The organism is Acidovorax sp. MR-S7 (assembly GCF_000400995.2).
Taxonomy (GTDB): domain Bacteria; phylum Pseudomonadota; class Gammaproteobacteria; order Burkholderiales; family Burkholderiaceae_C; genus MR-S7.
On record NZ_DF238902.1, the window covers coordinates 23,669 to 49,380 of the forward strand.

Here is a 25,712-nt window from a genome sequence, read left to right on the forward strand (position 1 = left end):
ACATGCGAGTGAACGAACGAGTGACGATGCGCTGCACCGCGACGGCCCTGGCCGTGGCGGCGCTGGCGGCCTGCGGCGGCGGCTCTTCCGGACCGTCGAACGAACTGCCCAAGGGCATCAAGGAGATCGGCGCCACGGTCTACCCCGCCACCACGGCGGGCACGGGCGCCACGGCGGCCACGCAGGACCTGCTGACGGGCGGCATCGGCAAGACCGGCCTGGGCGCGGCCGCCGCGCCGGCCTATGCCGACCCGGCCCGCCCCACGGCGGCCGAGCTGCGCCGCAACGCGCTGTATTCCAACTACCGCGGCATCCTCGACCCGCTGCCCGCCGGCGGCTACGGCACGCTCTACGGCCCCAACGTCACGGCCGGCGGCCAGGTGACGGCCGGCGAAGGCCTGATCCCGGGACGCGAATACGTGGCCGTGCTCGACGACGGTTCGGGCCGCAAGCAGACCGTGATCGCCGTGCAGGTGCCCGACAGCTTCAGCGCCAGCAATCCCTGCATCGTGCTCGGCCCCTCGTCGGGTTCGCGCGGCGTGTACGGCGCCATCGGCACGGCGGGCGAGTGGGGCCTGAAGAAGGGCTGCGCCGTGGCGCTGACCGACGCGGGCAAGGGCGTGGGCCTGCACAACCTGGCCGACGACACCGTGAACCAGATCGACGGCACGCGCGCCACGCGCAGCGCGGCGGGCGCATCCAGCTTCTTCACCGCCTTGGGCGATGCGGCGCGCGCGGCCTACGACGCGGCTTTCCCCAACCGCATCGCCATCAAGCACGCGCATTCGCAGCAGAACCCCGAGAAGGACTGGGGCAGCGACACGCTGGCCGCGGGCCGCTACGCGCTGTACGTGCTCAACGCGCGCTACGGCACGGCCACCGACCCCGTGCCGTTCACCAAGGGCAACACGCTGGTGATCGCGGGCTCGGCCTCCAACGGCGGCGCGGCCTCGCTGCGCGCGGCCGAGCAGGATGGCGACGGCCTGATCGACGGCGTGGTGGCCTCCGAGCCCGTGACCGAGATGCCCACCGCGAGCGGCTACGGCATCCAGTTCGGCGGCGCGGCCGTGGCGGGCTACGGCAAGACGCTGGCCGAATACACCACCTACGGCAACATCTACCAGCCCTGCGCGGCGCTGGCGGCCGATGCGGCGGTCGGCGAAACCTCGGTCTACGGCTACTACGCCTATTACAAGGCGCTGCTCGGCATCGACCTGGCCGCGCGCGCAACGGCCCGCTGCGACGGTCTGGCCTCCAAGGGCCTGGTGGCCGGCGCCACCACGGCCGAGCGTGCGACCGATGCGCTGGCCAAGCTGCACGCCTATGGCTGGACGGCCGAGAACGACACCATGCACAACGCCCACCACGGCCTGGGCAACGGTCCCATCCTCTCGGCCATGTACACCATGGCCTACGGCCGCTTCGCTGCCGATGCCAATTTGTGCGACACGAGTTTCGCGGCCACCAACTTGTTGACTGGCGACGTCGTTGCCGCGGCGCCCGCAGCGCTGGTACAGAGCTTCGCCACCGCCAACGGCACCGCCAACGGCACGCCGGCCACCGTGGTCTACAACGACTCGGTGGGCGGCGCCAAGGCCTGGCAGTTCGCCGTCTCGCCCTCCACCGGCGTGGCCGACCTGGGGCTGGACAACGCGCTGTGCCAGCACGCGCTGGTGAGCGGCAAGGACCCGGCGACGGGTGCCGCGCTCACGGCGTCGAGCACGCCCACCAAGGCCGACAGCGACAAGGTGCGCGCGGGCATCGCCGAGGTGCTGCACAGCGCCAACCTGCGCGGCAAGCCGGCCATCATCGTCGCGGGCCGCAGCGACGCGCTGGTGCCGGTGAACAACAATGCGCGCGCCTACACGGCGCTCAACCGCACCGTGGAGGGCGCGTCGAGCAAGCTGCGCTACATCGAGGTCCTGAACGGCCAGCACTTCGACGCCTTCCTGCCGTTCGCGGGCTTCGACACGCGCTTCGTGCCGCTGCACCCGTATTTCAACCAGGCCATGGACGCGATGTGGGCGCACCTCAAGAGCGGCGCCGCGCTGCCCGCCAACCAGGTGGTGCGCACCACGCCGCGCGGCGGCACGCCGGGCGCGGCGCCCGCGATCACCGCGGCGAACGTGCCGCCGTTCGTGGCCGCGCCCGCGGCGGCCGACCAGATCGGCTTCGCGGGCACGTCCATCACGGTGCCCCGCTGACGCCGGCATGAAAGCGCTGCGCATCGGCATGCGCGCCAGGGGGCTGCTCGCCGCCCTGGCGCTGTGCGCCCTCGGCGCCACGGGCTGCCCGGCCCTGGCCGCCGAGGTGGTGGTGGGCCAGGTGGCGCCGCTGTCGGGGGTGCTGGCCTCCACGGGCCAGCAGATGGTGCTGGGCGGCAAGATCTACTTCGACTGGGTCAACGCCCAGGGCGGCGTGCACGGTGCCGCCATCCGCCAGGAGGTGGTGGACGACGGCTACAAGGTGCCCGAGACGGTGCGCCTCACGCGCGCGTTGCTCGCGCGGCCCGAGGTGGTGGCGCTGTTCGGCTTCGCGGGGACGGCCAACGTCACGCAGCTGCTGGCCGACGGCGTGCTGGAGCAGGGCGGGGCGGCGCTGGTGGCGCCCTACACGGGCGGCGAGTCGCTGCGCAGCCCGTTCAACCCCTGGATCTTCCACGTGCGCGCGGGCTACGCCGACGAGGCCGAGCACATGGTGCAGCAGCTCGCCACGCTGGGCATGGACCGCGTGGCCGTGATGTACCAGGACGACGGCTTCGGCAAGGCCGGCCTGGCCGGCGTGGAGGCGGCGCTGGCCAGGCGCGGGCTCACGCTGGCGGCATCGGCGGGCTACGAGCGCAACACGGACCAGGTCGAGGCGGCGGCCCAGACCATCAAGGCCGTGGACGCGCAGGCCGTCATCATGATCGCCATCAACAAGCCCGCGGCCGCGTTCGTCAAGCGCTACCGCGAGCTGGGCGGCGGCGCGCAGCTCTACAGCATCTCGGTGGTCGATCCGGCGGAGATCGTGAAGATCGCCGGACTGAAGAACGCGCACGGCCTGGGCATCAGCCAGGTGGTGCCGTACCCCTACCGGCCGCTGCTGCCCGTGGTGCGCGAATACCAGCAGCTCCTGAAGAAGTACGCCCCGGGGGCCGAGGTGAACTACACCAGCTTCGAGGAGTTCCTGGGCGCCAAGGTGCTGGTCGAGGCGTTGCGCCGCGCGGGCCCCGCGCCCACGCGGGCCAAGGTCGTCAAGGCGCTCGAATCGCTGCAGGGCTTCGACCTGGGCGGCGTCTCCGTCGGCTACTCGCCCACCAGCCGCGTGGGCTCGCGCTACGTCGAGGTCACCGTGATCGGCGCCAACGGCCGGCTCATGAAATAGCTTTCTTCCCTGCTCCCACAAGGCGGTCCACCATGTCTCCCTCGTCGCACTACGCCACCTGCGCCGGCTATGAAATCCACTACATGGACTGGGGCGCGCCCGATGCCCCGGTAGTGATCGCCTGGCACGGCCTGGCGCGCACGGGGCGCGACATGGACGAGATCGCCGCCCACCTGGCCGGCCGCTACCGCGTGATCTGCCCCGACACGCTGGGCCGCGGCCTGAGCCAGTGGGCCGCGCGGCCCGACGAGGAATACCGCCTGGCGTTCTACGCGCGCCTGGCGGGCGACCTGTTCGAGCGGCTGGGCATCGAGCGCGCGCACTGGCTGGGCACCTCGATGGGCGGCGCCATCGGCACCGTGTGCGCCGCCGGCCGCGCCGAGCCGCGTCTGGCCGGACGCATCCGCAGCCTGCTGCTCAACGACAACGCGCCGCGACTGGCCGACGCGGCGCTTGCGCGCATCCGCGCCTATGCGGGCCAGCCGCCCGCGTTCGGCACCGTGCAGGAACTGGAGGCGTTCTTCCGGCAGGTGTATGCGCCCTATGGCTGGCTCAGCGAGGCGCAGTGGCGGCGCCTCACGGAAACCTCCACGCGCCGCCTGCCCGACGGGCGCGTGACGCCGCACTACGACCCGGCCATGGTGCGGCAGTTCACGGCGCACGAGAACGATTACCTGATCTGGGACGACTACGACCGGCTTGCCATCCCCGTGCTGTGCCTGCGCGGCGTGGATTCCGACCTGGTGCTGCGCGAGACCACGGCCGAAATGCTCGCGCGCGGCCCCGGTGCGCGCGGCCTTGCCCAGGTGGTGGAGGTGCCGGGCTGTGGCCATGCGCCCGCGCTCAACGTGCCGCAGCACTATGCGCTGGTGGACCGCTTCCTGGCCGATGCGGAGGCACGGGGCTTCTGATTGCTCCTGAAAAAGGAGCTGCTTGCGCTTGCTGTATAAGCGCTAGAGGCCGATTCGACTATGAGTCCACCCAGCCCGCCAGGTGCCTCTGCGCGATGCGGGAGAGGGCGCCGATCCAGGCGTGCCCGTCGTTCAGGCAGGGGATGTAGCGGAACTCCTGCCCGCCCGCCTGCAGGAAGGCGTGGCGCGCCTCCTGGTTGATCTCCTCCAACGTCTCCAGGCAGTCGCCGGTGAAGCCGGGGCACATCACGTCCACGCGGCGCAGGCCGCCCTGGGCCATCGCCACCAGCGTGGGCTCGGTGTAGGGCTCCAGCCACTTCGCCTTGCCGAAGCGCGACTGGAAGGTGAGCAGGTACTGCTCCGGCGCCAGGCCCAGCGCCCCGGCCAGCAGGCGCGCGGTGGCGCGGCACTGGTCGGCATAGGGGTCGCCCAGGCGCACGTTGCGCTCGGGAATGCCGTGGAAGCTCATCACCAGCTTCTCGGCCGGCCCGCCGCTTCGCTGCCAGTGCGCGCGCACGCTGTCGGCCAGCGCGGCGATGTAGCCGGAGTCGTCGTGGTAGTCGTTCACGAAGCGCAGCTCGGGAAAACTGCGCGAGCGGCGCACCCACGCGGCCACGTCGTCCACCACGCTGGCCGTGGTCGTGCCCGAATACTGCGGGTAGAGCGGCAGCACCAGCACGCGCCGCACGCCTTCATCGTGCAGTGCCTGCAGCTGCGCGCCGATGGCCGGCTGGCCGTAGCGCATCGCGGGCAGCACCGCTACCCGCACGCCGGCCTCGCCCAGCCAGCCGCGCAGCATCAGCGCCTGCTTGGATGTCCACACGGCCAGGGGCGAGCCCTCGGGTGTCCAGATCGTCGCGTACTTGGCGGCGGACTTCGCCGGCCGCGTGCGCAGGATGATCCCGTACAGGATCGGCAGCCACGCCGCGCGGGGGATCTCCACCACGCGCGGGTCGCCTAGGAACTGCGCGAGGTAGCGCCGCAGCGCGGGGGCGGTGGGCGCGTCGGGCGTGCCCAGGTTGCAGAGCAGGATGGCGGTGTGTGCAGACATATGGGCCGCGATTGTGGCAGGCCCTGGGCGGGTCTAGGCATGCCGCTGGCGTCGCCAGGCCAGCAGGCCCAGCAGCACCGCCAGCAGCGCCAGCGCCCATTCGCCGAGCGTGGGAATGGGCGCTGCGCCGCCGGCCGCCGCCAGCACCGAGATGCCGCCCGGATCAACGATGCGGCCGTTGGGCGTAGGCACGCCGTCATCATCGCCCGTGCCGCCGTCGGTGAGCGTCAGCACCGCCGTGTTCGCACCCAGCACGGCGCCTGCGAACGGTGCCCACGTGCCGCCCTGGCGCTTCCAGTACTGCGCGCCCTGCAGCGGCGAGCCGGGGGGATAGGTGACAGTGACCGTGACGGGTGTTGCGTCGCAGGCGTGCAGCACGAAGTCCAGCACCCCGTGTGGGAAGCTGCGCGTCGCGGGCGCTCCGGCGCTGGCGGCGGACACGAGCTGCACGCTCTCGAATGCGCAGGTGGCGCCGCCACCCGCCACCGTCACGCCCACGGGGCCCGTGCCCATGGGCGACGGAGCCGAGAACGCCTTGGCGTCGGCCAGCGGCGTCGCCGGGTTCGATGGCGTTGCTGACGTGGCGCTGCCCGCGCTGTTCGTGGCCTCCACGGCGAAGGTCTGCGTCTGCCCGTTGGGCAGGCCGGTGAACGTGCAGGTGGTGGCAGTGGCCGGGCTAGGCACGCAGGTCTGCCCGCCCGGCTGGGCCGTGACCACGTAGCCGGTGATACCGCTGCCCACGTCGGCGGGCGGTTGCCACGTCACCGTGACCTGCCCGCCGCCCGTGGGCACGGCCTGCACGTTGGTGGGTGCGGCGGGGGCGACGACCTGGCGGGTGACGGTGATGGTGTAGGTGCTAGTGGACGTTGCGTCGCCCGACGTGATCACCACGCTCAGGGTGTTGCTGCCCGGGTTCAGCACGATGGACGCCGATGCGCTGCCGCTGGCAACGGGCGTGCCGTTGACGGTGATGGTTTGGTCATTGATCCACGCCGTGGGCGTGAGCGTGGCGCCGCCCGCACCCTGCACGGTGGCGGTGTAGCCCGGCGTGCCGCTGTTGAAGGCGGGCGACAGGGCCACGGGGGAGCCGCCCACGGACAAGACCAGGTTCAGTAGCCGCGACTCGCTGGAGAGGGCGCCGTTGGGGCTCTTGAAAACACTGCGGCCAGAGGTACCCGCAAACACCGTCTGGCCGCCATTGCCCAGCGCCAGGGAATACACGGCCTGATTGCCCATCCCCCTCTTGGCCACCGCCCAGTTCGCACTGCCATCGCTGCTCTTGTAAACGCCACCGCCAGCGGTGCCCGCAAACACCGTCTGGCCGTCGCTGCCCAGCGCCAGGGCGTACGTGGCACCCATCGGACCGACCCTCACCCAGCTCGTGGCGCCATTGCTGCTCCTGAAAACGCCGCCATTGGTGGCCGCAAACACCGTCTGTCCATCGCTGCCCAGCGCCAGGGAATACACGGTCAGATTGCCCATCCCCGTATGGGCCGCCGCCCAGCTCGTGCCGCCATTGCTGGTCCTGAAAACGCCGTCATTGGTGCCCGCCCATACCGTCTGGCCATCGCTGCCCAGCGCCAGGGCGTACATGTTCAGATTGCTCAATCCCGTATTGACCGCTGTCCAGTTCGTGCCGCCATTGCTGCTCCTGAAAACACCGCTGTCAGCGGTGCCCGCCCATACCGTCTGGCCATCGCTGCCCAGCGCCAGGGCGTACACGTTCAGATTGCTCAATCCCGTATTGACCGCTGTCCAGTTCGTGCCGCCATTGCTGCTCCTGAAAACACCGCTGTGGGTGCCGACGAACACCGTCTGGCCATCGCTGCCCAGCGCCAGGGACTGCACGTAATAACTACCCAACCCCGAATTGACCGCCGCCCAGCTCGTGCCGCCATCGCTGCTCTTGAAAACGCCACCGCCAGCGGTGCCCGCAAACACCGTCTGGCCATCGCTGCCCAGCGCCAGGGACTGCACGTAATAACTACCCAACCCCGTATTGGCCGCCACCCAGTTCGCACCGCCATCGCTGCTCTTGAAAACGCCGCCGCCAGCGGTGCCCGCAAACACCGTCTGACCGTCGCTGCCCAGCGCCAGGGCGGGCGTGGTACCCATCGGACCGACCGCCACCCAGCTCGTGCCGCCATCGCTGCTCCTGAAAACGCCGTCATTGGTGGCCGCAAACACCGTCTGGCCGTCGCTGCCCAGCGCCAGGGCGCTCATGTACAGATTGCCCAGCCCCGTATTGGCCGCTGCCCAGCTCGTGCCACCATCGGTGCTCTTGAAAACGCCGGCTTCGGTGCCCGCAAACACCGTTTGGCCATTGCTGCCGAGCGCCAGGGAGCGCACGCGTTGATTGCCCATTCCCGTACTGGCCGCCGCCCAACTCGCGCCGCCATCGGTGCTCTTGAAAACGCCGCTGTGAAAGGTGCCCGCCCATACCGTCTGGCCGTCGCTGCCCGGTGCGAGAGACAGCACTTGCTGATAGCCCATCCCCGTATTGGCCGCCGCCCAGCTCGTGCCGCCATCGCTGCTCTTGAAAACGCCGCCGCCGGTGCCCGCAAACACGGTCTGGCCGCTGCCCAGCGCCAGGGAGAGCACGGACAGATTGCCCAGCCCTGTATTGGCCGCAGCCCAACTCGCGCCGCCATCGGTGCTCCTGAAAACGCCGGCGCCGGTGCCCGCAAACACAGTCTGGCCATCGCTGCCCAGCGCCAGGGACAGCACGCCATCAGTGCCCATCCCCGTATTGGCCGCTGCCCAACTCGTGCCGCCATCGGTGCTCTTGAAAACGCCGCCATAGGTGGTGCCCGCAAACACCGTCTGGCCGTCGCTGCCCACGGCCAAGGCTCGAACATTCCCACCCCAAGGACCCGTAGGTGCCCACGCATCCACCGCCCAGGCCGCAGCGCCGCCCCCCAGGCCTAGCCACAGCGCCAGCAGCCAGCGCAGGCACCAGGCAAAGAGTTTGGAATGTTTTTGGGTCCTAGCGCTTTCCAGGCATGCGCTGGCAGCTCTCATTTTTGTAGTCATCTTTGAAAATTCATGGCGAAGTTCCCAACACTATCCGTGGGCGCAAGGCCGCACGCCATCCCACAAATGCGGGATGGTGCGCACAGGGGCGCCTGGGTAGCCTGCATCGCGGGGGATGAGGGAGGCATCTGCCGCATCCATCCCGCGACTCCAAGCTCAAGAAAGGCAAGCAACCATGAAAAACCAACCCACCACCCTGTGGCGCTGCACGGCAGTCGCCAGCGCTGTCATCGCCCTTGCCGCCTGCGGCGGTGGGAGCGACGGCAGCGGACCCTCCACCCCGCCGCCCGCAGGCCCCAGCACGCAAGAGCTGGTGCAGAAGTACGTGCAGGCCAGCGAGGCGCTGCTGGCGCAGCGCATGCCCGACGGCGGGGCAGAGCGCTATTCCCTGGTGGATGCGTGCTACCTGGGCAATGGCAGCACCAAGGCCATGCTGGTGGCGAACTGGAGCGCTGCGCAGGCGCAAAACTCCGCCCACTTGGTGGGCCGCAAGATGGCCAACGTGCAGGTGCTGGCCGAGCGCAAGACCACCAACGCCGACGGCTCAGCCCGGCATGAGGTGGACATAGGCTACGACGAGCAGTACACCGACGGAACGTCCGTCACGGGGCAGGTGCAGACCCTTGTCTCAGGCAGCAGCAGCGGCGCCTGCGCCACGCCGCAGACGGGCGAGGCCCTGCGCGAACTGGGCAACCGGCGCGTGGCGGCTGTGGGACTGGTGTCGCGCAACCGCTTGCAGGTATTCCGCAAGCTGGCGGATGGCGCGTCGGCCAACACACCGTACCAGTTGCGGCGGGAGGTGCTGTTCAGCGTGACCGACCCCGCTAAGGTGGCTACCTATGCCGTGGTGTCCTGGGCTTCGGGCAAGGCGGGTGCAGCCCCCCATTCGCTCAAGCTGCTGTCGCCGCGCATCGCCCGCGATGCGGCCGAGATGCAGGGCCTGGTTGGCAATGCCAACTGGACGGATGGCGACCGCTTCCGCAACTGCCGTTCGAACGCCGACAACACCGAAGCCAACGCCGCCACGGCCGATTGCGCCAAACTGGGTGTGCGCACCGATGCTTGGGGCTCTGCAGTGACCCGGTTTGATGCCGAAGGCTTTGCCGGGGGCGACACCCGGTTTGCCAATTGGGGCCTGGACAAGGCAGGCGCCGATGTGACCTTCGCCCTCTATGCCGACGACGGCTGGAAGGCCGTCAACGGCCAGCAGGGCAAGACACCCATCGCCACCTACGTTGTGAAGCTCAAGAACCCTTCGTACCCCTTCGCGCAGTTCGATGTGGAGGCCTTCCCCCGGTTCCTGGATCTCTCGCCCAGCGAAGCCGAGATCGTGGCGGCCTTCAAGGCCAGCGGTGGTACAGCCCAGGCCGAGTTGCAGGCGGCAAAGCCTCCGGCTGGCGGTTTGCCCATGGCGCGATCGGCGCTGTACTCCTTCCGCCAGGGACCCAAGGACGCATCGGCCAGCGGCCCGGCCGTGGTGCGCACGGCCAGCATGCCGGGCACGATGGCGGCGGACGGCAAGACGGCCTCCATCCCCTTCGGTGGCAAGCCGGATGGCGCATCGGCCACCACCTATGCCGAATTCGGCCTGACCTATACGGACCGCAATGGGCGGGACATGCACTTCACCTTGGAAGCCCAGTAAGGCACAACCCCGGCAAGGGCGGCGCCCGGTGGCGGCGCTCCTTGCTGCACTCTCAAGACTCAATGAAGAAAACCGCCATGAAGCAATTCCTATCGGCCTCTGCCATGGCATTGGCCCTGCTCGGCGCCAGCGCCGCCGCACAAACCACCGCCTACCCCGAAGGGGCCGAACTGCTGACGCAAGAGGCGCTGCGCGAGGCTTTGGCGGACAAGGTGTTCTCGACAGCCCCGGCCCAAGGCCCCAAGTGGCAATGGCAGTTCAAGAACGAAGGCCGTTTCTACCTGAGCGTGGGCAACTACTCCGACTCCGGCCAATGGAGCACCAAGGAAAGCAGCCTGTGCCTGGACTCGGGCAAGAACGTGGGCTGCAATGAAATGCGGCGCAAGGACGGCGTGCTCTACCTGAAGCGCAACAGCGGCGAGGTGGTGAGTTTTCAGCTGAAATGACGCATGGAGGCTGAGAGGCGAAGGCCGCCATGAGCCGTCGAATGGCAATAGGCCGTCAAGCGAATTGCAGCGTTTGCAGCAACTGCACCAGCTCCGTCTGCCGATGGCAGCCCGCCCTGCGCAGGAGGTTCTTGTGGTGCGAGCGCGCCGTGTGCCAGCTCATGCCCTCGATGGCGGCGAAGTCCTTGACGGTCTTGCCGGTTGCCAGCAGCAACGCCAGGCGCGTCTCGGTGGGTGACAGGCCCAGCATGTCGCCCACCAGCCGAGGGTCCAGGCTGGATGCCGCGCCTGGCATGGCGGCCACGACCAGCGCCATGGGCGCTTGCATGCCGGCCCAGGCATGGCTGGCCTGCAGTGGCAGCACGGCCGCCACCAGCCGCTGTGGACCGTCCGCCAGGGCGATGGCGCCGGTCTTGGCTGGCGTGGCGCATGCGCCGCGCACCAGCTGTTCCAGCCGCTCATGTGCCGCGCCCACGGTGCACCGCAGCCGGCCGTGACGCGCGCCCAGCGCGCCCGGAAGGGTCAGCAGGCGCTCGGCGGCGGCGTTGGCGTGATGGATGCGGCATTGCGCGTCCACGACCACGATGCTCTGGCGCAGGCTGTCCAGCGCCGCCATGCCCAGGTGGGCGCTGCGCGACAGCGTGACCATGCGCGCGCGCAGCTTGGCCGCGCGGGCGATGTCGGGCACCAGGCGTTCGATGAAGCGTTTGTCATCGTCGGAATACGGCCTGGCGTCTCTGGGGCGCATGAAGCTGATGATGTCGAGCGCGCTGCCCTCCAGGCGCACGACGGTGCCCGCCGTGTGCTTGAGGCCCAGGGGAATGAGCCAGTCTGCATAGACAGGGTTGCGCAGCGCTTCCCGTGCGCTGAAATGCTCATGGTCGAGCATGACCCCGCCTGTCGCGAGGCGCAGCGTGGCCGCCAGGCGCGGGTCATTGCCGGCATGCTGGGTTTCGTATTCGGCCATGTGCCTGGCGTGCAGCCCGAACTGCTCCAGGTTGCCGGCGCTCTCGGGCGTTGGCGCGCTGCTTTCGTCCAGTGTGAAGCTGTGGAAGACGCCCGCCTGCAGCCGGGTGCACATCGCATCCATGGCCGCGTGCCAGGCCTGGGGCTGCAGCACCCCGTCGTAGAAAAGTCCCGCGATGGCCTGGGTTTCGCTCTGCATGTGCGTCAGCCGATGCGCAGCGATTGCAGAAGGGCCACCAGCTCCAACTGGCGGCGGCAGCCTGTCTTGCGCAGGAGGTTCTTGGTGTGCGAGCGCGCCGTGTGCCAGCTCATGCCTTCGGCGGCAGCGAAATCCTTGACGGTCTTGCCGGCTGCCAGCAGCAGCGCCAGCCGGGTTTCGGTAGGCGACAGGCCGAGCATCTCTCCGATCAGGCGCGGGTTGATGCCGTTGGGAGCGGCAGGGTCGTGCAGGACTGCCAGCGCCATAGGGGCTTGGTGCAAGGCCATGGGATGCCGGGCATTGATCGGCAGAACGGTGACCACGAAGCTGCGCGCGCCGGGCGCGGGCTGCAGTGCCCCGGCCATGCCCGTTCCCTGACGTCCGCAGGCGGCCGCCACGATGGATTGCCAGCGCGCCTGGGCATTGCCGTCGTGGCACGACAGGCGGCCGTGGCGCACGCTCATCGCGCCAGGGCGGGCCAGCAGGCGGTCGGCGGCGGGGTTGGAATACTGGATGCGGCACTGCGCATCCACCACGGCGATGCCTTGCGGCAGCGCGTCGAGCGCGGCCAGGCCCAGCGCGGCATGGCGGGCCAGTTGCCCGGTACGGGCGCGCAGCCGGGCGGCGCGGGTCAGGTCAGGCATCAGGCGTTCAACCAGCGCCTTGTCGTTCGCGCCATAAGGCGTATGGTCCGACGGGCGTATGAATCCAAGGAAATCGCGCGACCCCCCTTCGTCGCGCACCAGCGCTCCCAGCGTGTGTTGAAAGCCGTGGGGGCGCAGAAAGTCGGTGTACACGATGTTGCGCGACATCTCGCGCGTGCTGATGTGCTCGTGGTCCAGCATGGGTTGCCCCACGGGCAATTGCACCAGGGCGGCCATGCGCAGGTCCTGACCGATGTAATGAGCCTGATATTCGCGCAGTTTCTCGGCATGCAGGCCCACATAGCCCTGGTTGTTCACGCTGCCGGAAGCCTGAGAACTGATAGTGCTCAGCGTGAAATAGTCGAACAATCCAGCACCCAGGGCTTCGCGCAAACCATCAAGACCGTCGTACCAATCCTGCGGCGACAGCACGCCGTCATACAGCAGCCCTGCGATGCGTTTTGCTTGTTCTTGCATGGCACTCCCCTTGCCTGTGCCATTTTAGTAACCAGTTGTTGGTGGTTGCACCTTGGGTTTTCCCGGGCTGGCTGGCATTGCCCTTGCTGAAAGGCGCTCGGGCTGCGCGGGATATGCTCGCGGCCATGACGCAATCCGCAGGGACTCATCCCCACAGCATGGACGTGGGCCGCATCCGTGCCGTCACCCTCGACCTGGACGACACGCTCTGGCCCGTGTGGCCCACCATCGCGCGGGCCGAGGCTGCGCTGGTCGACTGGCTGGCCGTGCATGCGCCCGCCACGGCAGCAATGTATGCCGATGCCAAGGCGCTGCGTGCCGTGCGCGTGCAGGTGGAGGCGCTGCGGCCCGATCTGCTGCACGACCTGAGCGCGCTGCGGCGCGAGTCCATCCGCCTGGCGCTCACGCAGGCGGGCGACGATCCGCGGCTGGCCGAGCCCGCGTTCGATTTATTCTTCGCCGAGCGCCAGCGCGTGGACCTGTTCGACGATGCGCTGAAGGCGCTGGAATTCCTGGCGGCGCGCTATCCCGTCGTGGCGGTGTCCAACGGCAACGCCGATGTGCATCGCATCGGCATCGGCCGCTATTTCAAGGCCAGCCTGAGCGCCACGGTGCTGGGCGTGGCCAAGCCCGATGCGCGCATCTTCCAGGCGGGCGCGCAGGCCGCGGGCGTGGCGTGCGGCGCGGTGCTGCATGTGGGCGACGATGCCTTGCTCGATTGCCGCGGCGCGCTGGATGCCGGCATGCAGGCCGCGTGGCTGAACACGGCCGGCGCCGCCTGGGCGCACGAGGGCGCGGCGCCCCACGCCACGGTGCCCAGCCTCACCGTGCTGTGCCAGTGGCTGGCGTAGCGCGGCCGAGCCTGCGCAGCGCCCACTTCTCCAGCTCCGCCGCCGCGAACACCCCTGCGCCCGCGAGCAGCACGCGCAGCCATTCGCCGGGCGACAGGTCGGTGGAGCCGAACACGGCCTGCAGCCACGGCGCGTGCACGAAGGCCAGTTGCAGCAGCGCGCACACGCCGATGGCCAGCAGCACCTGCGGGTTGCCCAGCAGCCCTTCGCGCGAGAGCGCGCTGCGCAGGATGTGGCGGCTGTTGAGCAGGTAGAGCATCTCGGCGGCCACCACGGCGCAGACGGCCACGGTGCGCGCGGTCTCCAGGCTCGAACCGCGCCCCAGCTCCCACAGGAACAGGCCCAGCGCCGCGCAGGCCATGAGCACCGACACCATCACCACGCGCCACACGAACAGGCCCGACAGCAGCGACTCGCGCGGGTCGCGCGGCGGGCGGCGCATCACGTCGCTCTCGGTGGGCTCGAAGGCCAGCGCCACGCCCAGCGTGCTCGACGTGACGAGGTTGATCCACAGCACCTGCGCGGCGGTGAGCGGCAGCACCAGCCCGAAGGCGATGGCGAAGAACACCACCAGCGCCTCGCCGCCGTTGGTGGGCAGCATGAACAGGATGAACTTGCGCACGTTGTCGTAGACGCCCCGGCCCTCGCGCACGGCCGCGCCCAGGGTGGCGAAGTTGTCGTCGGCCAGCACCATGGCGGCGGCGTCCTTGGCGGCCTCGGTGCCGTTCCTGCCCATGGCGACGCCCACGTCGGCGCGCTTCAATGCGGGGGCGTCGTTGACGCCGTCGCCCGTCATGGCGACGACTTCGCCGCGCGCCTGCAGGGCCCGCACCAGGCGGATCTTGTGCTCGGGGCTGGCGCGGGCGAAGACGTCCACGCTGTCCACCACCTCGCGCAGCGCTTCGTCGTCGATCAGCTCGATCTCTGCGCCGGTGAGGGCGGGGCGGCCCAGGCCGATGCCGAGCTGCGCACCGATGGCGCGTGCGGTCTCCCCATGGTCGCCGGTGATCATCTTCACGCGCACGCCGGCCGCGTGGCATTCGGCCACGGCGGCCATGGCCTCGGGGCGCGGCGGGTCCATGCTGCCCAGCAGCCCGAGCAGCGTGAAGCCGCCTTCCATGTCGGCAAAGTCCAGTGCGTGCTGCCGGGCAGGAACGCGCCTGGCGGCGATGGCCAGCACGCGCAGCGCGCGCGCTGCGCAGTCGTTGGCGGCGCGGCGCCAGTAGTCGTGGTCCAGCGGCTCGCAGCCTTGCCCGCCGTGCTGTGTGTTGCACATGTCCAGCACGCGCTCGGGCGCGCCCTTGACCAGGATGAGCGCGTGGCCCGCGTGGTCGTGGTGCAGCGTGGCCATGAAGCGGTGCTCGGACTCGAACGGGATCGCGTCGATGCGCGGTAGCGCCGCGTGCGTGGCCGGGCCGTCGAGCCCGGCCTTGAGGGCGAAGGCGAGCAGCGCGCCCTCGGTCGGGTCGCCCGTGAGCTGCCAGCCCTCGGCGCCCTGGTGCAGCGCGGCGTCGTTGCACAGCAGCGCCACGCGGGCCATGCATTGCAGCGTGGGGTGCTCGGCGGGCGGCACGGCCGCGCCGCCCACGTGGAAGCCGCCCTGCGGCGCGTAGCCGCTGCCGGTCACGTCGTAGACGTGGCTGGCGGTCACCACGCGCTGCACCGTCATCTCGTTGCAGGTGAGGGTGCCGGTCTTGTCCGAGCAGATCACGGTGACCGAGCCCAGCGTCTCCACCGCCGGCAGGCGGCGGATGATGGCGCGGTGCTGCGCCATGCGGCGCACGCCCAGCGCCAGCGTGATGGTCATGATGGCGGGCAGCCCCTCGGGGATGGCTGATGCGGCCAGCGCCACGGCCATCATGAACATGTCGGCCGGCGCCTGCCCGCGCCAGAGCACGCCGATGGCGAAGGTGGCGGCCACGAACAGCAGGATGGCCAATGCCAGCCAGCGGCTGAAGCGCGCGATCTGGCGCAGCAGCGGCGTGGTGCCCGTTTCCACCTGCGCCAGCAGCGCGCTGATGCGGCCCAGTTCGGTGTGCGAGCCGGTGGCCACCACCACGCCCGTGGCCGTGCCCGCGGCCACCAGCGTGCCCGAATAGAGCATGCCGTGGCGGTCGCCCAGCGGCGCGTCCCCGGCCACGGGGGCGTCGTTCTTGTCGCTGGGCACGGATTCGCCGGTCAGCACCGCCTCGTCGGCGCGCAGGCTCCTGGCCGAGACGATGCGCAGGTCGGCCGGCACCTTGTCGCCGGAGGCCAGCAGCACGATGTCGCCCGGCACGAGCTGCTCGGCGGCGACCAGCTGCGGCTCGCCGCCGCGCAGCACCGTGGCCTGCGGCGAGAGCATGCGGCGGATGGCGTCCAGCGCCGACTCGGCCTTTCCTTCCTGCACGAAGCCGATGAGGGCGTTGATGACCACCGCGCCCAGCAGCACGCCGGTGTCGATCCAGTGCCCCAGCCCGGCGGTGACGGCGGCCGACACCAGCATCACGTAGATCAGCACGTTGTGGAACTGCGCCAGCAGCCGCAGCCATGCGGGCCGGCGCGGCGGCGCGGGCAGGCGGTTGGGGCCGTGCACGGACAGGCGCCGCGCGGCCTCGGCGTGGGGCAGGCCGTGCTGCGCGTCGGTGGCCAGGCGCTCGGCGGCGGCGCCGGCGGGCAGGGCGTGCCAGGGGGTGTCGCTGTGTCCGGTCGGTGGTGTCGGTGGCATGCGGTGGCCGCGTGCCCGGCGTTGCGCGCGCCAGGCCACGCGGGTGGTGGAGGGCGGAGCGGCCCAGTCTAGGGCGCGGCGCCGGGCGGCGCGGCAATGCCCCAGAGCGCGGGGCGGGAAACCGCCGCCTTCACATGCCGAATGCTTCTGAATCGATAGCTGCTAGCGCTTGCTGGATAAGCGCTGCAGCCGTTTTTGATTCACATCAAAAAATCGCGCAATGCGAACAGCGTGGCGTCGGGCGCCTCGCTCATCTGGTGGTGGCCCACGGGCAGGTGCGCCACCTTCACGGGCACGCCGGCGGAGCGCGCGGCCTGGATCAGGCCCTGAGCGGCCTTGGGCGGCGTCATCTGGTCCTGCGTGCCCAGCGCGAACAGCACGGGGCACTGCAGCGCGGCGGCGGCCTGTTCGCCGCCGCCATAGCTGTCGCAGGCCACGAAGCCGCGGTGGAACACGTTGACCTGCGGGTTGCTGCGCAGCACGCGCCGGCCCAGTGCCATGCCCGCGCCGTAGACCCAGAAGCCCGCGCCGGAGGGCGGCGCGAGCGTGCTGCGCGAGAACACGTTGACCATCTTGAGCGCCTTCTCGGGCGCGTTCAGCGCAGCGTCGATGAGCGCGGGCGACACCTTCATCGGGAACGCCGTGCCCACCAGCGCCAGGTGGCTCACGCGCGCGCCCAGGCGGCTGGCGGCTTCCAGCGCGATCAGCGAGCCCCAGCTGTGGCCCACGAGCGCGGCGCGGTCGATGTGCAGCGCATCGAGCAGCGCGGCGATGAAGTCCGCCGCCTGCTCCACGCTGGCAGGCGCCTCGCCGGCGCTGGCGCTGTGGCCGGGCAGGTCCACGGCCAGCACGTTCCAGCCGTGGTGGGCCAGGTAGCGGCTCTGCCAGCCCCAGACGCTGTGGTCATTGAGCACGCCGTGGATGAGCACGACGGTGGGCTTGGCCGCGTCGAAGGGCTTGCCGCCGGTGTAGCAGAAGGTGCGGGCGCCGTTGACTTCGATGTACATCAGGCACCTGCCTTTTCTGCCGCTTTTTCCGCGGCCTTGAGTGCGCGCTGCAGGTCATCGATCAGGTCGTCGGCATCTTCCAGGCCGATCGACAGGCGGATGGTGCCCTGGCCGATGCCGCCCGCCGCCAGCGCCTCGTCGCTCATGCGGAAGTGCGTGGTGCTGGCAGGGTGGATCACCAGCGAGCGGCAGTCGCCCACGTTGGCGAGGTGGCTGAACACCTTGAGCGTCTCGATGAACTTCTTGCCCTGCGCACGGTCGCCCTTGAGGTCGAAGCTGAACACCGAGCCCGCGCCGCGCGGCAGCAGCTTGCGCGCGAGCGCGTGGCTGGGGTGCGCCTGTAGCAGCGGGTGGCCCACGCGCGCCACGAACGGGTGGCTGGCGAGGAACTGCACCACCTTCTCGGTGTTGCGCACGTGGCGCTCCATGCGCAGCGGCAGCGTCTCGATGCCCTGCAGGATCAGCCAGGCCGTGTGCGGGCTCATGCAGGCGCCGAAGTCGCGCAGGCCCTCGCGGCGCGCGCGCAGCAGGAAGGCGCCCACCGTGGATTCCTCGCTGAACACCATGTTGTGGAAGCCCTCGTAGGCCTGCGTCAGCTCGGGGAAGCGCCCCGAGCCTTCCCAGTCGAAGCTGCCGCCGTCCACCAGCACGCCGCCGATCACGGTGCCGTGGCCGGAGAGGAACTTGGTGGCAGAGTGGTAGACCAGGTCGGCCCCGTGCGCGAAGGGCTGGATGAGCCAGGGCGAGGTGAGGGTGGAGTCCACCAGCAGCGGCACGCCGGCCTCGTGCGCGATCTGCGCCACCGTGGGGATGTCCAGCACCTCCAGGCCCGGGTTGCCCACGGTTTCGCCGAAGAACAGGCGCGTCTCCGGCCGCACCGCCGCGCGCCAGCCGTCGATGTCGCCCGGCTTGACGAAGGTGGTCTCGATGCCGAAGCGGCGCAGCGTGTAGTGCAGCAGGTTCTGCGACCCGCCATAGAGCGCGGTGCTGGCCACGATGTGCCCGCCCGCGCCCATCAGCGTGCTGACCGCCAGGTGCAGCGCCGCCTGGCCGCTGGCCACGGCGATGGCCCCCACGCCGCCTTCGAGCGCGGCCACGCGCTGCTCCAGCACCGCGTTGGTGGGGTTGCTGATGCGGCTGTAGACGTGGCCGGGGCGCTCCAGGTTGAACAGGGCCGCGGCGTGGTCGCTCGACTCGAACACGAACGAGGTGCTCAGGTGGATCGGCACGGCGCGCGCTCCGGTGGCGGGGTCCGGCTGCGCGCCCGCGTGCAGCGCGAGCGTGTCGAAGCCGGGGTCGGAATATCCGGGCATCCATGTCTCCAATGTGGTGAATTCGTGCGCCATTGTGGGGGATTTGTGGGCTATATTTTCCGGAGCACCGCTATACCGAGTACGAGAGAGACACATCCCATGAAAGTCAGCGACATCCTGCGCGTCAAAGGCAACACCCTCTACACCGTCACCCCCGACGAACCGCTGGCGCGCGCGCTGGAGACCATGGCCGAGAAGGATATCGGCTCGCTCGTGGTGATGGAGCACGGCGACCTGGTGGGCATGCTCACCTTCCGCGAGGTGATCCAGCTGCTGGTCAGGAGCGGCGGCAGCGTGGGCACCACGCTGGTGCGCACGGCGATGGACGACGCGCCGCTGACCTGCACCATGGAGACCGACATGGACGAGGTGCGCCGCATGATGCTGGGCCGCCATGCGCGCTACATGCCGGTGATGGACCAGCGCATGCTCATGGGCGTGATCAGCTTCTACGACGTGGCCAAGGCCGTGGTGGACGCGCAGAACTTCGAGAACAGGATGCTCAAGGCCTACATCCGCGACTGGCCGGAGGAAAAGGAAGCGCCCTCCGCGAGCTGATCGCGCAATAACCGTCGAAACGGCTGCCAGCGCTTGTACAGCAAGCGCTGGCAGCTCTTTTTTGGGGAGCACAAGCAGGCATGGGCAGCAACAGATTCATCCACGGGGCGGCATGGGCGCTTTGCCTGTCGCTGATCGCGGGCTGCGGCTCCAGCGCGCCGCCGCCGCTCATGGACATCGCCGTGATCGGCTTCAACGACTTCCACGGCCAGCTGGAGCCGCCGCGCCAGGCCGTGCCCGTGCCCGCGGCCACCGGCGCCGCGCAGGTGCCGGCGGGCGGGGCGGCCTACTTCGCCAGCGCCATCGCCGCGCTCAAGGCGCGCCACCCGCACCACGCGGTGGTGTCGGCGGGTGACATGGTGGGCGCGTCGCCGCTGGTGTCGGCGCTGTTCCTCGACGAGCCCACGGTGGAGGCGTTCAACGCCATCGGCATCGACTTCCACGCCGCGGGCAACCACGAGTTCGACCGGGGCTGGCGCGAGCTGCTGCGCCTGCAGCACGGCGGCTGCGACAAGCACACCGTGCGCGAGCCGTGCCAGATCAGCCGGCCCTTCGCGGGCGCCGGCTTTCCCATCCTCACCGCCAACACCCTGCAAGAGGACGGCCGCCCGCTGCTGCCCGCCACGGGCCTCAAGCGCTTCACCGAGAACGGCGCCACGGTCACCGTGGGCTTCATCGGCCTGACGTTGCGCACCACGCCCACCATGGTCACGCCCGCCGGCGTGGCGGGCCTGCGCTTCGCCGACGAGGCCGAGACGGCCAACGCGCTCATCCCCGCGCTGCGTGCGCAGGGCGCGGACGTGATCGTGGCCGTCATCCACGAAGGCGGCAGCACTACCGCGCCCATCACCGAGCCGGGCTGCGAGGGCCTGAGCGGCGACATCGTGCCCATCCTGCAGCGCCTGAGCCCCGAGGTGGACGTGGTCGTCTCGGGCCACACGCACCGGGCCTACATCTGCGACTATGGGCGCGTCGATTCCGCGCGGCCCTTCCTGCTGACCAGCGCGGGTGTCTACGGCACGCTGCTCACCGAGATCCGCCTGGCCGTGGACACGCGCACGCGCCGCGTGGCGCGCAAGAGCGCGCGCCAGGTCATCGTGCAAGGCGAGGCGTTCACGGGCGCGCAGGGGCGGGTGGAACTGCACCCCGGATTTCCCGTGTTCGCGCCCGATGCGGGCGTGGCGGCGCTGGTGGAGCGCTACCGCGCCGCCGCCGTGCCGCTCGCGCAGCGGCCCGCGGGGCAGGCCAGCGGGGCCTTCCTGCGCCAGCAACTGCCCTCGGGCGAGTCGGTGCTGGGCAACCTGATCGCCGACGCGCAACTGGCCGCCACGCGCGCGCCCGAGCGCGGCGGGGCGCAGATCTCCTTCATGAACCCCGGCGGCGTGCGCGCCGACCTGGAGCCCGACGGGCAGGGGCTGGTGCGCTACGGCCAGCTTTTCGCCGTGCAGCCCTTCGGCAACAGCCTGGAGGTACGCAGCTACAGCGGCGCGCAGCTGCGCGAGATCCTGGAGCAGCAGTTCGACAGTGGCACCAACACCGTGCAGCGCCCGCGCGTGCTGTCGGTGTCCGAGGGGTTCGGCTACCGCTACGACCTCTCGCGCCCACGCGGCGAGCGCGTGTCCGGCCTCGCGCTGCATGGCGCGCCTATCGCGCCGGGCGACACGCTGCGCGTGGTCGTCAGCAGCTACCTGGCCTCGGGCGGCGATAACTTCACCGTGTTCACCGAAGGGCGCGACGCGGTGGGCGGCGGGCAGGACCTGGATGCGCTGGAGGACTATTTCCGCACGCACAGCCCCGTGGCGCCGCCGGGCGCGGGCCGCATCGTGCGCGCCGGCTCTTGAATGAAAGGGCTGTAGCGCTTGTCCTGCAAGCGCGAGCAGCTCCTTTTTTGGTAGTGTGAGCCGCTCTGGGATAATCGCGCCCCTATGAGCGGCAACACACTTGGCACCCTTTTCTGCGTCACCAACTTCGGTGAATCCCACGGCCCGGCGGTCGGCTGCGTGATCGACGGCTGCCCGCCCGGCATGCAGCTTTCCGAGGCCGACATCCAGGCCGACCTCGACCGCCGCCGCCCCGGCACCAGCCGCCACGTCACCCAGCGCAACGAGCCCGACGCGGTGGAGATCCTCTCGGGCGTCTACGAGGGCAAGACCACCGGCACGCCGATCGCGCTGCTGATCCGCAACCAGGACCAGCGCAGCAAGGATTACTCGAACATCGCGCAGAGCTTCCGCCCCGGCCATGCCGACTACACCTACTGGCACAAGTTCGGCATCCGTGACCCGCGCGGCGGCGGCCGCTCGTCGGCCCGCCTGACGGCGCCCACCGTGGCGGCGGGCGCCGTGGCCAAGAAGTGGCTGGCCGAGAAGTTCGGCACCCGCTTGCGCGCCTGCATGACGCAGATCGGCGAGCTGCCGATTCCCTTCGAGGGCTGGGAGCACGTGCCGCACAACCCCTTCTTCGCCCCCGTGGCCGACGTGCAGGCCTACGAGGACTACATGGACGCATTGCGCAAGGCGGGCGACTCCTGCGGCGCGCGCATCCGCGTGCAGGCCACGGGCGTGCCCGTGGGCCTGGGCGAGCCGCTCTACGACAAGCTGGACGCCGACATCGCCCACGTGATGATGGGCCTGAACGCGGTGAAGGGCGTGGAGATCGGCGCGGGCTTCGCCAGCGTGGCGCAGCGCGGCACCACGCACGGCGATTCGCTCACGCCCCGGGGCTTCGCGAGCAACAACGCGGGCGGCATCCTGGGCGGCATCAGCTCGGGGCAGGACATCGAGGTCAGCCTCGCCATCAAGCCCACCAGCTCCATCATCAGCCCGCGCGAGTCCATCGACATCCACGGCCAGAGCACCGAGGTCGTCACCAAGGGCCGCCACGACCCCTGCGTGGGCATCCGCGCCGCACCCATCGCCGAGGCGCTGCTGGCCCTGGTGCTCATGGACCACGCGCTGCGCCACCGCGCGCAGTGCGGCGACGTGGCGCAGCCGGTGCCGCCGATTCCGGCCAGCATTTGAATGGAAAAGGGCTCCAGCGCTTGCCAGTCAAGCGCAGGCAGCTATGAATGAAGGAGCGCGGGGCTACTTGCGCACTTCGTCGACGAGCGCGCGGAACTCGTCGATGTCCTCGAAGCTGCGGTAGACGCTGGCATAGCGCACGTAGGCCACCTTGTCGAGCTTCTTCAGCTCGCGCATCACCAGCTCGCCGATGCGGCTGGAGAGCACCTCGCGCTGCGCGAGGTTGAGCAGCTTTTCCTCGATGCGCTCGATGGCGCTGTCGATCTGCGTGGTGCTCACCGGGCGCTTGCGCAGCGCCAGGTTGAACGAATCCAGCAGCTTGCTGCGGTTGTATTCCACGCGGCGGCCGTCCTTCTTGACGATGGCAGGGAAGTTGACTTCCGGCCGCTCATAGGTGGTGAAGCGCTTGTCGCAGGCGCTGCAGCGGCGTCGGCGCCGCACGAAGTCCCCGTCCTCGGATACGCGGGTTTCGGCCACCTGGGTGTCCGGGTGGCCGCAGAAAGGGCACTTCATGGCGGCGGGGCGTCGGGCGCCGGGTCAGCGGTAGACTGGGAAACGGCTGGTGAGCGCGTTCACCTTGGTGCGCACGGCCGCGATGTGGGCCTCGTCGCGCGGGTTGTCCAGCACGTCGGCCAGCAGGTTGGCGGTGATGCGCGTTTCCTCTTCCTTGAAGCCGCGCGTGGTGATCGCGGGCGTGCCCACGCGGATGCCGCTGGTCACCATGGGCTTCTCGGGGTCGTTGGGGATCGCGTTCTTGTTGATCGTGATGTGGGCCTGGCCCAGGGCGGCCTCGGCCTCCTTGCCGGTGATGCCCTTGGCGCGCAGGTCCACCAGCATCACGTGGCTCTCGGTGCCGCCGCTCACGATGCGCAGGCCGCGCTGGATCAGCGTCTCGGCGAACACCTTGGCGTTCTTCGTGACCTGCTGCTGGTAGGCCTTGAACTCGGGCGAGAGCGCTTCCTTGAAGGCCACGGCCTTGGCGGCGATCACGTGCTCCAGCGGGCCGCCCTGCAGGCCGGGGAAGATGGCGGAGTTGAGGGCCTTCTCGTGCGCGGCCTTCATCAGGATGATGCCGCCGCGCGGGCCGCGCAGGCTCTTGTGCGTGGTGGAGGTCACCACGTCGGCATGCGGCACGGGGTTGGGGTATTCGCCCGCGACCACCAGGCCCGCGTAGTGGGCGATGTCCACCCAGAAGATGGCGCCGACTTCTTTGGCGATCTTCGCGAAGCGCTCGAAGTCGATGCGCAGCGAGTAGGCCGACGCGCCGGCGATGATGAGCTTGGGGCGGTGCTCGCGCGCCTTGGCTTCCATGGCGTCGTAGTCGATCTCTTCCTTGGCGTTCAGGCCGTAGGAGACCACGTTGAACCACTTGCCGCTCATGTTCAGCGGCATGCCGTGCGTGAGGTGGCCGCCTTCGGCCAGGCTCATGCCCAGGATGGTGTCGCCGGGCTTGAGGAAGGCCATCAGCACGGCCTGGTTGGCCTGCGAGCCCGAGTTGGGCTGCACGTTGGCGGCCTCGGCGCCGAAGAGCTGCTTGATGCGGTCGATGGCGAGCTGCTCGATCACGTCCACGTTCTCGCAGCCGCCGTAGTAGCGCTTGCCGGGATAGCCCTCGGCGTACTTGTTGGTGAGCTGCGAGCCCTGCGCGGCCATCACGGCGGGGGAGGCGTAGTTCTCGCTGGCGATCAGCTCGATGTGTTCTTCCTGGCGGAGGTTCTCGGCCTGGATGGCGGCCCACACCTCGGGGTCGGTTTGTTCGACAAGAATGTTGCGTTGGTACATGGCAGTCAGATGAACGGGTGTGTCCCTTGGGAATCTTCAAGGGCTGCCCAGGCGAACGACGGATCGCGCGGTGCGCGGTACGCTCCCCAGTGGTTTGCAAAGAGGTCTTTGCCGGATTTCCACGTCAGCGGCGGGCCTGGAGGGGCGCCGCGCCTATCGCCAGTTGCGTACCCCGCTAGTGTAGCGGACGGCCGGCAGGTCAGACGCCTTCCAGCAGGGCCACCTTCTGCGCGGCCGGCTGCGCCGCGGGCACGGCGGCGTCGGGCGCGGCCTTGGTGGACAGCGTAGGCGGCGTCACCAGGGCCGGGGGCGTCGCCGGGGCCCGGCCGCCGGCCACCTGGCGCAGGCGGAAGTGCTCGGCCAGCACCTTGGCCGCATAGCCGCCGTCCTCGGGCAGGTTGGCAGCGCCCACGTAGTAGCGCAGGCCGCCCTCCAGCGAGCCGGCGCGCGCGATGCACTCCTGCAGCACCCGCACGCCCACGCGCAGGTTGGCCACGGGGTCGAACGCGGCGAAGCGGCCGCCGAAATCCTCGTACTTGTCGGTGTGCACGCGGGTCATCACCTGCATCAGCCCTTGCGCGCCCACGGGGCTCTGGGCGAAGGGGTTGAAGCTGGACTCCACGGCCATCACGGCCAGGATCAGCGTCGGGTCGAGCTTGGTGCGGGCACCGATGTCGTAGGCCTCGGCCACCAGCACGGCCAGGGGCTCCGGCGCCACGCGGTACTTCTTGCTGAGCCAGTACGCCACGGCGGCCTGCTCGCGGGGCAGGTCCTTGGGGTTGCTGGCGGTGGCGCGTTCGCTGGCGCCGGGCTCCACGGGGAAGCCGATCACCGCGACCTGGCGCGCCTGGAGCCAGCCCATGAGCTGCTCCTCGCCTGCCTGGCGCAGGTCGGGGCGCGCCGTCAGCGCGATGGCGGCGAAGGCCACGGCCAGCCCGAGGAGGGCGAAGCCGCTGTGGGTTACTTCAAGAAAACCGCTGGCCACATCGGCCGCGAAGGTGCGCATGCCGGCAACCGCTTTTCCTGACGCTGTCATAGCTCTTCCTTTCTGAGTCGAGTCCCGAGGGGCGCTGTGGCCCGAAGAAAGCTCGGAAGACTCGGTCTTGCCAGGCGGTGTTGCCCGGTGGGGGGTGCCATCGATAGCCTGTGTCTGGCGCGTCGCGCCGGGGAAAGGGCAGGCTGTGGTAGCCGGGATGGCAGCGGATGAGGGTTTCTGCTGAGGTCCGTTTTTGGAGCTGGCGGATTCTAGGAGTTCCTCAAATTCCAGGTCAATACTGATGATTGAGGTTTTTAGAATTAAAAATTCTATACAACTTGTAAAAAAGCACAGTTTTTGACGAATTTCAGGCCAGCAGGCGCCGCAAATGAAACACGCAATCGTGGCGCCGGTGCCATTGAAAGAAGCTGTTGGCACCTGCCGTGCAAGTCTGGTACCTTATCCCTGCCTGATCGATTCAGGCATCCGCCGGATGAGGCAACGTCTTCTGGATGGCTTGCATGCAGTGCACCGTCCAGCCAGGCCGCCCCATTCTTGGCACCCCCTGGAGGCAATCGTTGCCTCCTGCACCGTGGACAGCTATCTCCATGGCGCAAAAAGATGGCAAGAGACCTTGTGTCTGCCATCAAGCCCGGTGACCGGAGAATTCCGCTCACCGGGCTTTCTTTTTGGCTCTGTCACAAATCTGTGTTGGTAGTATGTGGGCCAACGCGTTGACGGAGTGGGTTTGCCATGCGGA

Annotated in this window: 19 protein-coding genes and 1 riboswitch; of the genes, 9 read left to right on the forward strand and 10 right to left on the reverse strand. The window is 69.6% G+C overall.

The window, feature by feature from the left end:
* Positions 1-2 precede the first annotated feature (2 nt).
* Genes AVS7_RS05260 through AVS7_RS05270 form a run of 3 tightly spaced genes read left to right on the forward strand, consistent with a single transcriptional unit; the run spans position 3 to position 4,277 of the window.
* A complete protein-coding gene (locus AVS7_RS05260; protein ID WP_034690061.1) occupies positions 3-2,204 on the forward strand; it encodes a 3-hydroxybutyrate oligomer hydrolase family protein in 2,202 nt (733 codons plus the stop codon).
* Between the two features lie 7 nt (positions 2,205-2,211).
* A complete protein-coding gene (locus AVS7_RS05265; protein ID WP_020227377.1) occupies positions 2,212-3,366 on the forward strand; it encodes an ABC transporter substrate-binding protein in 1,155 nt (384 codons plus the stop codon).
* Between the two features lie 32 nt (positions 3,367-3,398).
* Positions 3,399-4,277 (forward strand): alpha/beta fold hydrolase, encoded by an 879-nt coding sequence (locus AVS7_RS05270; protein WP_020227378.1) that lies wholly within the window; start codon positions 3,399-3,401, stop codon positions 4,275-4,277.
* Positions 4,278-4,335: 58 nt separating this feature from the next.
* Here AVS7_RS05270 and hemH read toward each other — a convergent pair whose 3' ends face one another.
* Together hemH and AVS7_RS25420 are read right to left on the reverse strand one after the other, a co-directional pair.
* Positions 4,336-5,328 carry a ferrochelatase gene (gene hemH, locus AVS7_RS05275; RefSeq protein WP_020227379.1) on the reverse strand — a complete coding sequence of 331 codons (993 nt, stop codon included), beginning with the start codon at positions 5,326-5,328 and terminating at the stop codon, positions 4,336-4,338.
* A gap of 33 nt (positions 5,329-5,361) precedes the next feature.
* Positions 5,362-8,169, reverse strand: a complete 2,808-nt coding sequence (locus tag AVS7_RS25420) for an IPTL-CTERM sorting domain-containing protein (RefSeq protein WP_369799081.1) — start codon at positions 8,167-8,169, stop codon at positions 5,362-5,364.
* Positions 8,170-8,536: 367 nt separating this feature from the next.
* Between AVS7_RS25420 and AVS7_RS05285 the strand changes: the two genes are divergently transcribed.
* Positions 8,537-10,006, forward strand: a complete 1,470-nt coding sequence (locus tag AVS7_RS05285; protein ID WP_020227381.1) for a hypothetical protein — start codon at positions 8,537-8,539, stop codon at positions 10,004-10,006.
* Positions 10,007-10,083: 77 nt separating this feature from the next.
* Positions 10,084-10,452: a hypothetical protein gene (locus AVS7_RS05290; RefSeq protein WP_020227382.1), complete on the forward strand. Its 369-nt coding sequence runs from the start codon at positions 10,084-10,086 to the stop codon at positions 10,450-10,452.
* A 55-nt stretch (positions 10,453-10,507) separates the two neighbouring features.
* Here the strand turns inward: AVS7_RS05290 and AVS7_RS05295 are convergent, their stop codons facing one another.
* Positions 10,508-11,617, reverse strand: a complete 1,110-nt coding sequence (locus AVS7_RS05295; protein ID WP_020227383.1) for a helix-turn-helix transcriptional regulator — start codon at positions 11,615-11,617, stop codon at positions 10,508-10,510.
* 5 nt (positions 11,618-11,622) lie between these two features.
* Positions 11,623-12,738 (reverse strand): helix-turn-helix transcriptional regulator, encoded by a 1,116-nt coding sequence (locus AVS7_RS05300; RefSeq protein ID WP_024000983.1) that lies wholly within the window; start codon positions 12,736-12,738, stop codon positions 11,623-11,625.
* A gap of 125 nt (positions 12,739-12,863) precedes the next feature.
* Between AVS7_RS05300 and AVS7_RS05305 the strand changes: the two genes are divergently transcribed.
* The gene (locus AVS7_RS05305) at positions 12,864-13,589 is read left to right on the forward strand and encodes an HAD-IA family hydrolase (protein WP_034690075.1); all 726 of its coding nucleotides are present in this window, start codon (positions 12,864-12,866) and stop codon (positions 13,587-13,589) included.
* On the opposite strand, the gene AVS7_RS05310 is transcribed toward AVS7_RS05305, so the two are convergent.
* The 3 genes from AVS7_RS05310 to AVS7_RS05320 all read right to left on the reverse strand — a co-directional run bounded on the left by AVS7_RS05310 (position 13,561) and on the right by AVS7_RS05320 (position 18,616).
* Entirely contained in the window at positions 13,561-16,296 is a 2,736-nt protein-coding gene (locus AVS7_RS05310; protein ID WP_020227386.1) for a cation-transporting P-type ATPase, read from the reverse strand. The genes AVS7_RS05305 and AVS7_RS05310 overlap by 29 nt on opposite strands.
* A gap of 200 nt (positions 16,297-16,496) precedes the next feature.
* Positions 16,497-17,303, reverse strand: coding sequence for an alpha/beta fold hydrolase (locus tag AVS7_RS05315; protein ID WP_020227387.1), 807 nt, complete (start codon positions 17,301-17,303; stop codon positions 16,497-16,499).
* Positions 17,303-18,616, reverse strand: a complete 1,314-nt coding sequence (locus tag AVS7_RS05320; protein ID WP_024000985.1) for an O-acetylhomoserine aminocarboxypropyltransferase — start codon at positions 18,614-18,616, stop codon at positions 17,303-17,305. The genes AVS7_RS05315 and AVS7_RS05320 overlap by 1 nt, the downstream gene beginning before the upstream one ends.
* Before the next feature lie 99 nt (positions 18,617-18,715).
* On the opposite strand from AVS7_RS05320, the gene AVS7_RS05325 reads away from it, so the two are divergent.
* The 3 genes from AVS7_RS05325 to aroC all read left to right on the forward strand — a co-directional run bounded on the left by AVS7_RS05325 (position 18,716) and on the right by aroC (position 22,194).
* On the forward strand, positions 18,716-19,174 hold the full coding sequence (locus AVS7_RS05325; RefSeq protein WP_020227389.1) for a CBS domain-containing protein: 459 nt from the start codon (positions 18,716-18,718) through the stop codon (positions 19,172-19,174).
* 80 nt (positions 19,175-19,254) lie between these two features.
* On the forward strand, positions 19,255-21,015 hold the full coding sequence (locus AVS7_RS05330) for a bifunctional UDP-sugar hydrolase/5'-nucleotidase (RefSeq protein WP_020227390.1): 1,761 nt from the start codon (positions 19,255-19,257) through the stop codon (positions 21,013-21,015).
* An 84-nt stretch (positions 21,016-21,099) separates the two neighbouring features.
* Entirely contained in the window at positions 21,100-22,194 is a 1,095-nt protein-coding gene (gene aroC, locus AVS7_RS05335; protein WP_020227391.1) for a chorismate synthase, read from the forward strand.
* A gap of 63 nt (positions 22,195-22,257) precedes the next feature.
* Here aroC and nrdR read toward each other — a convergent pair whose 3' ends face one another.
* The 3 genes from nrdR to AVS7_RS05350 form a co-directional block, all read right to left on the reverse strand.
* Positions 22,258-22,707, reverse strand: coding sequence for a transcriptional regulator NrdR (gene nrdR / locus AVS7_RS05340; RefSeq protein ID WP_024000986.1), 450 nt, complete (start codon positions 22,705-22,707; stop codon positions 22,258-22,260).
* A gap of 24 nt (positions 22,708-22,731) precedes the next feature.
* Complete coding sequence (glyA, locus tag AVS7_RS05345) at positions 22,732-23,976, reverse strand: serine hydroxymethyltransferase (RefSeq protein ID WP_020227393.1); 1,245 nt, start codon at positions 23,974-23,976, stop codon at positions 22,732-22,734.
* A gap of 38 nt (positions 23,977-24,014) precedes the next feature.
* Positions 24,015-24,153: riboswitch (ZMP/ZTP riboswitch) on the reverse strand.
* A 22-nt stretch (positions 24,154-24,175) separates the two neighbouring features.
* On the reverse strand, positions 24,176-25,012 hold the full coding sequence (locus AVS7_RS05350; RefSeq protein ID WP_034690066.1) for a lytic transglycosylase domain-containing protein: 837 nt from the start codon (positions 25,010-25,012) through the stop codon (positions 24,176-24,178).
* Between the last annotated feature and the right edge of the window lie 700 nt (positions 25,013-25,712).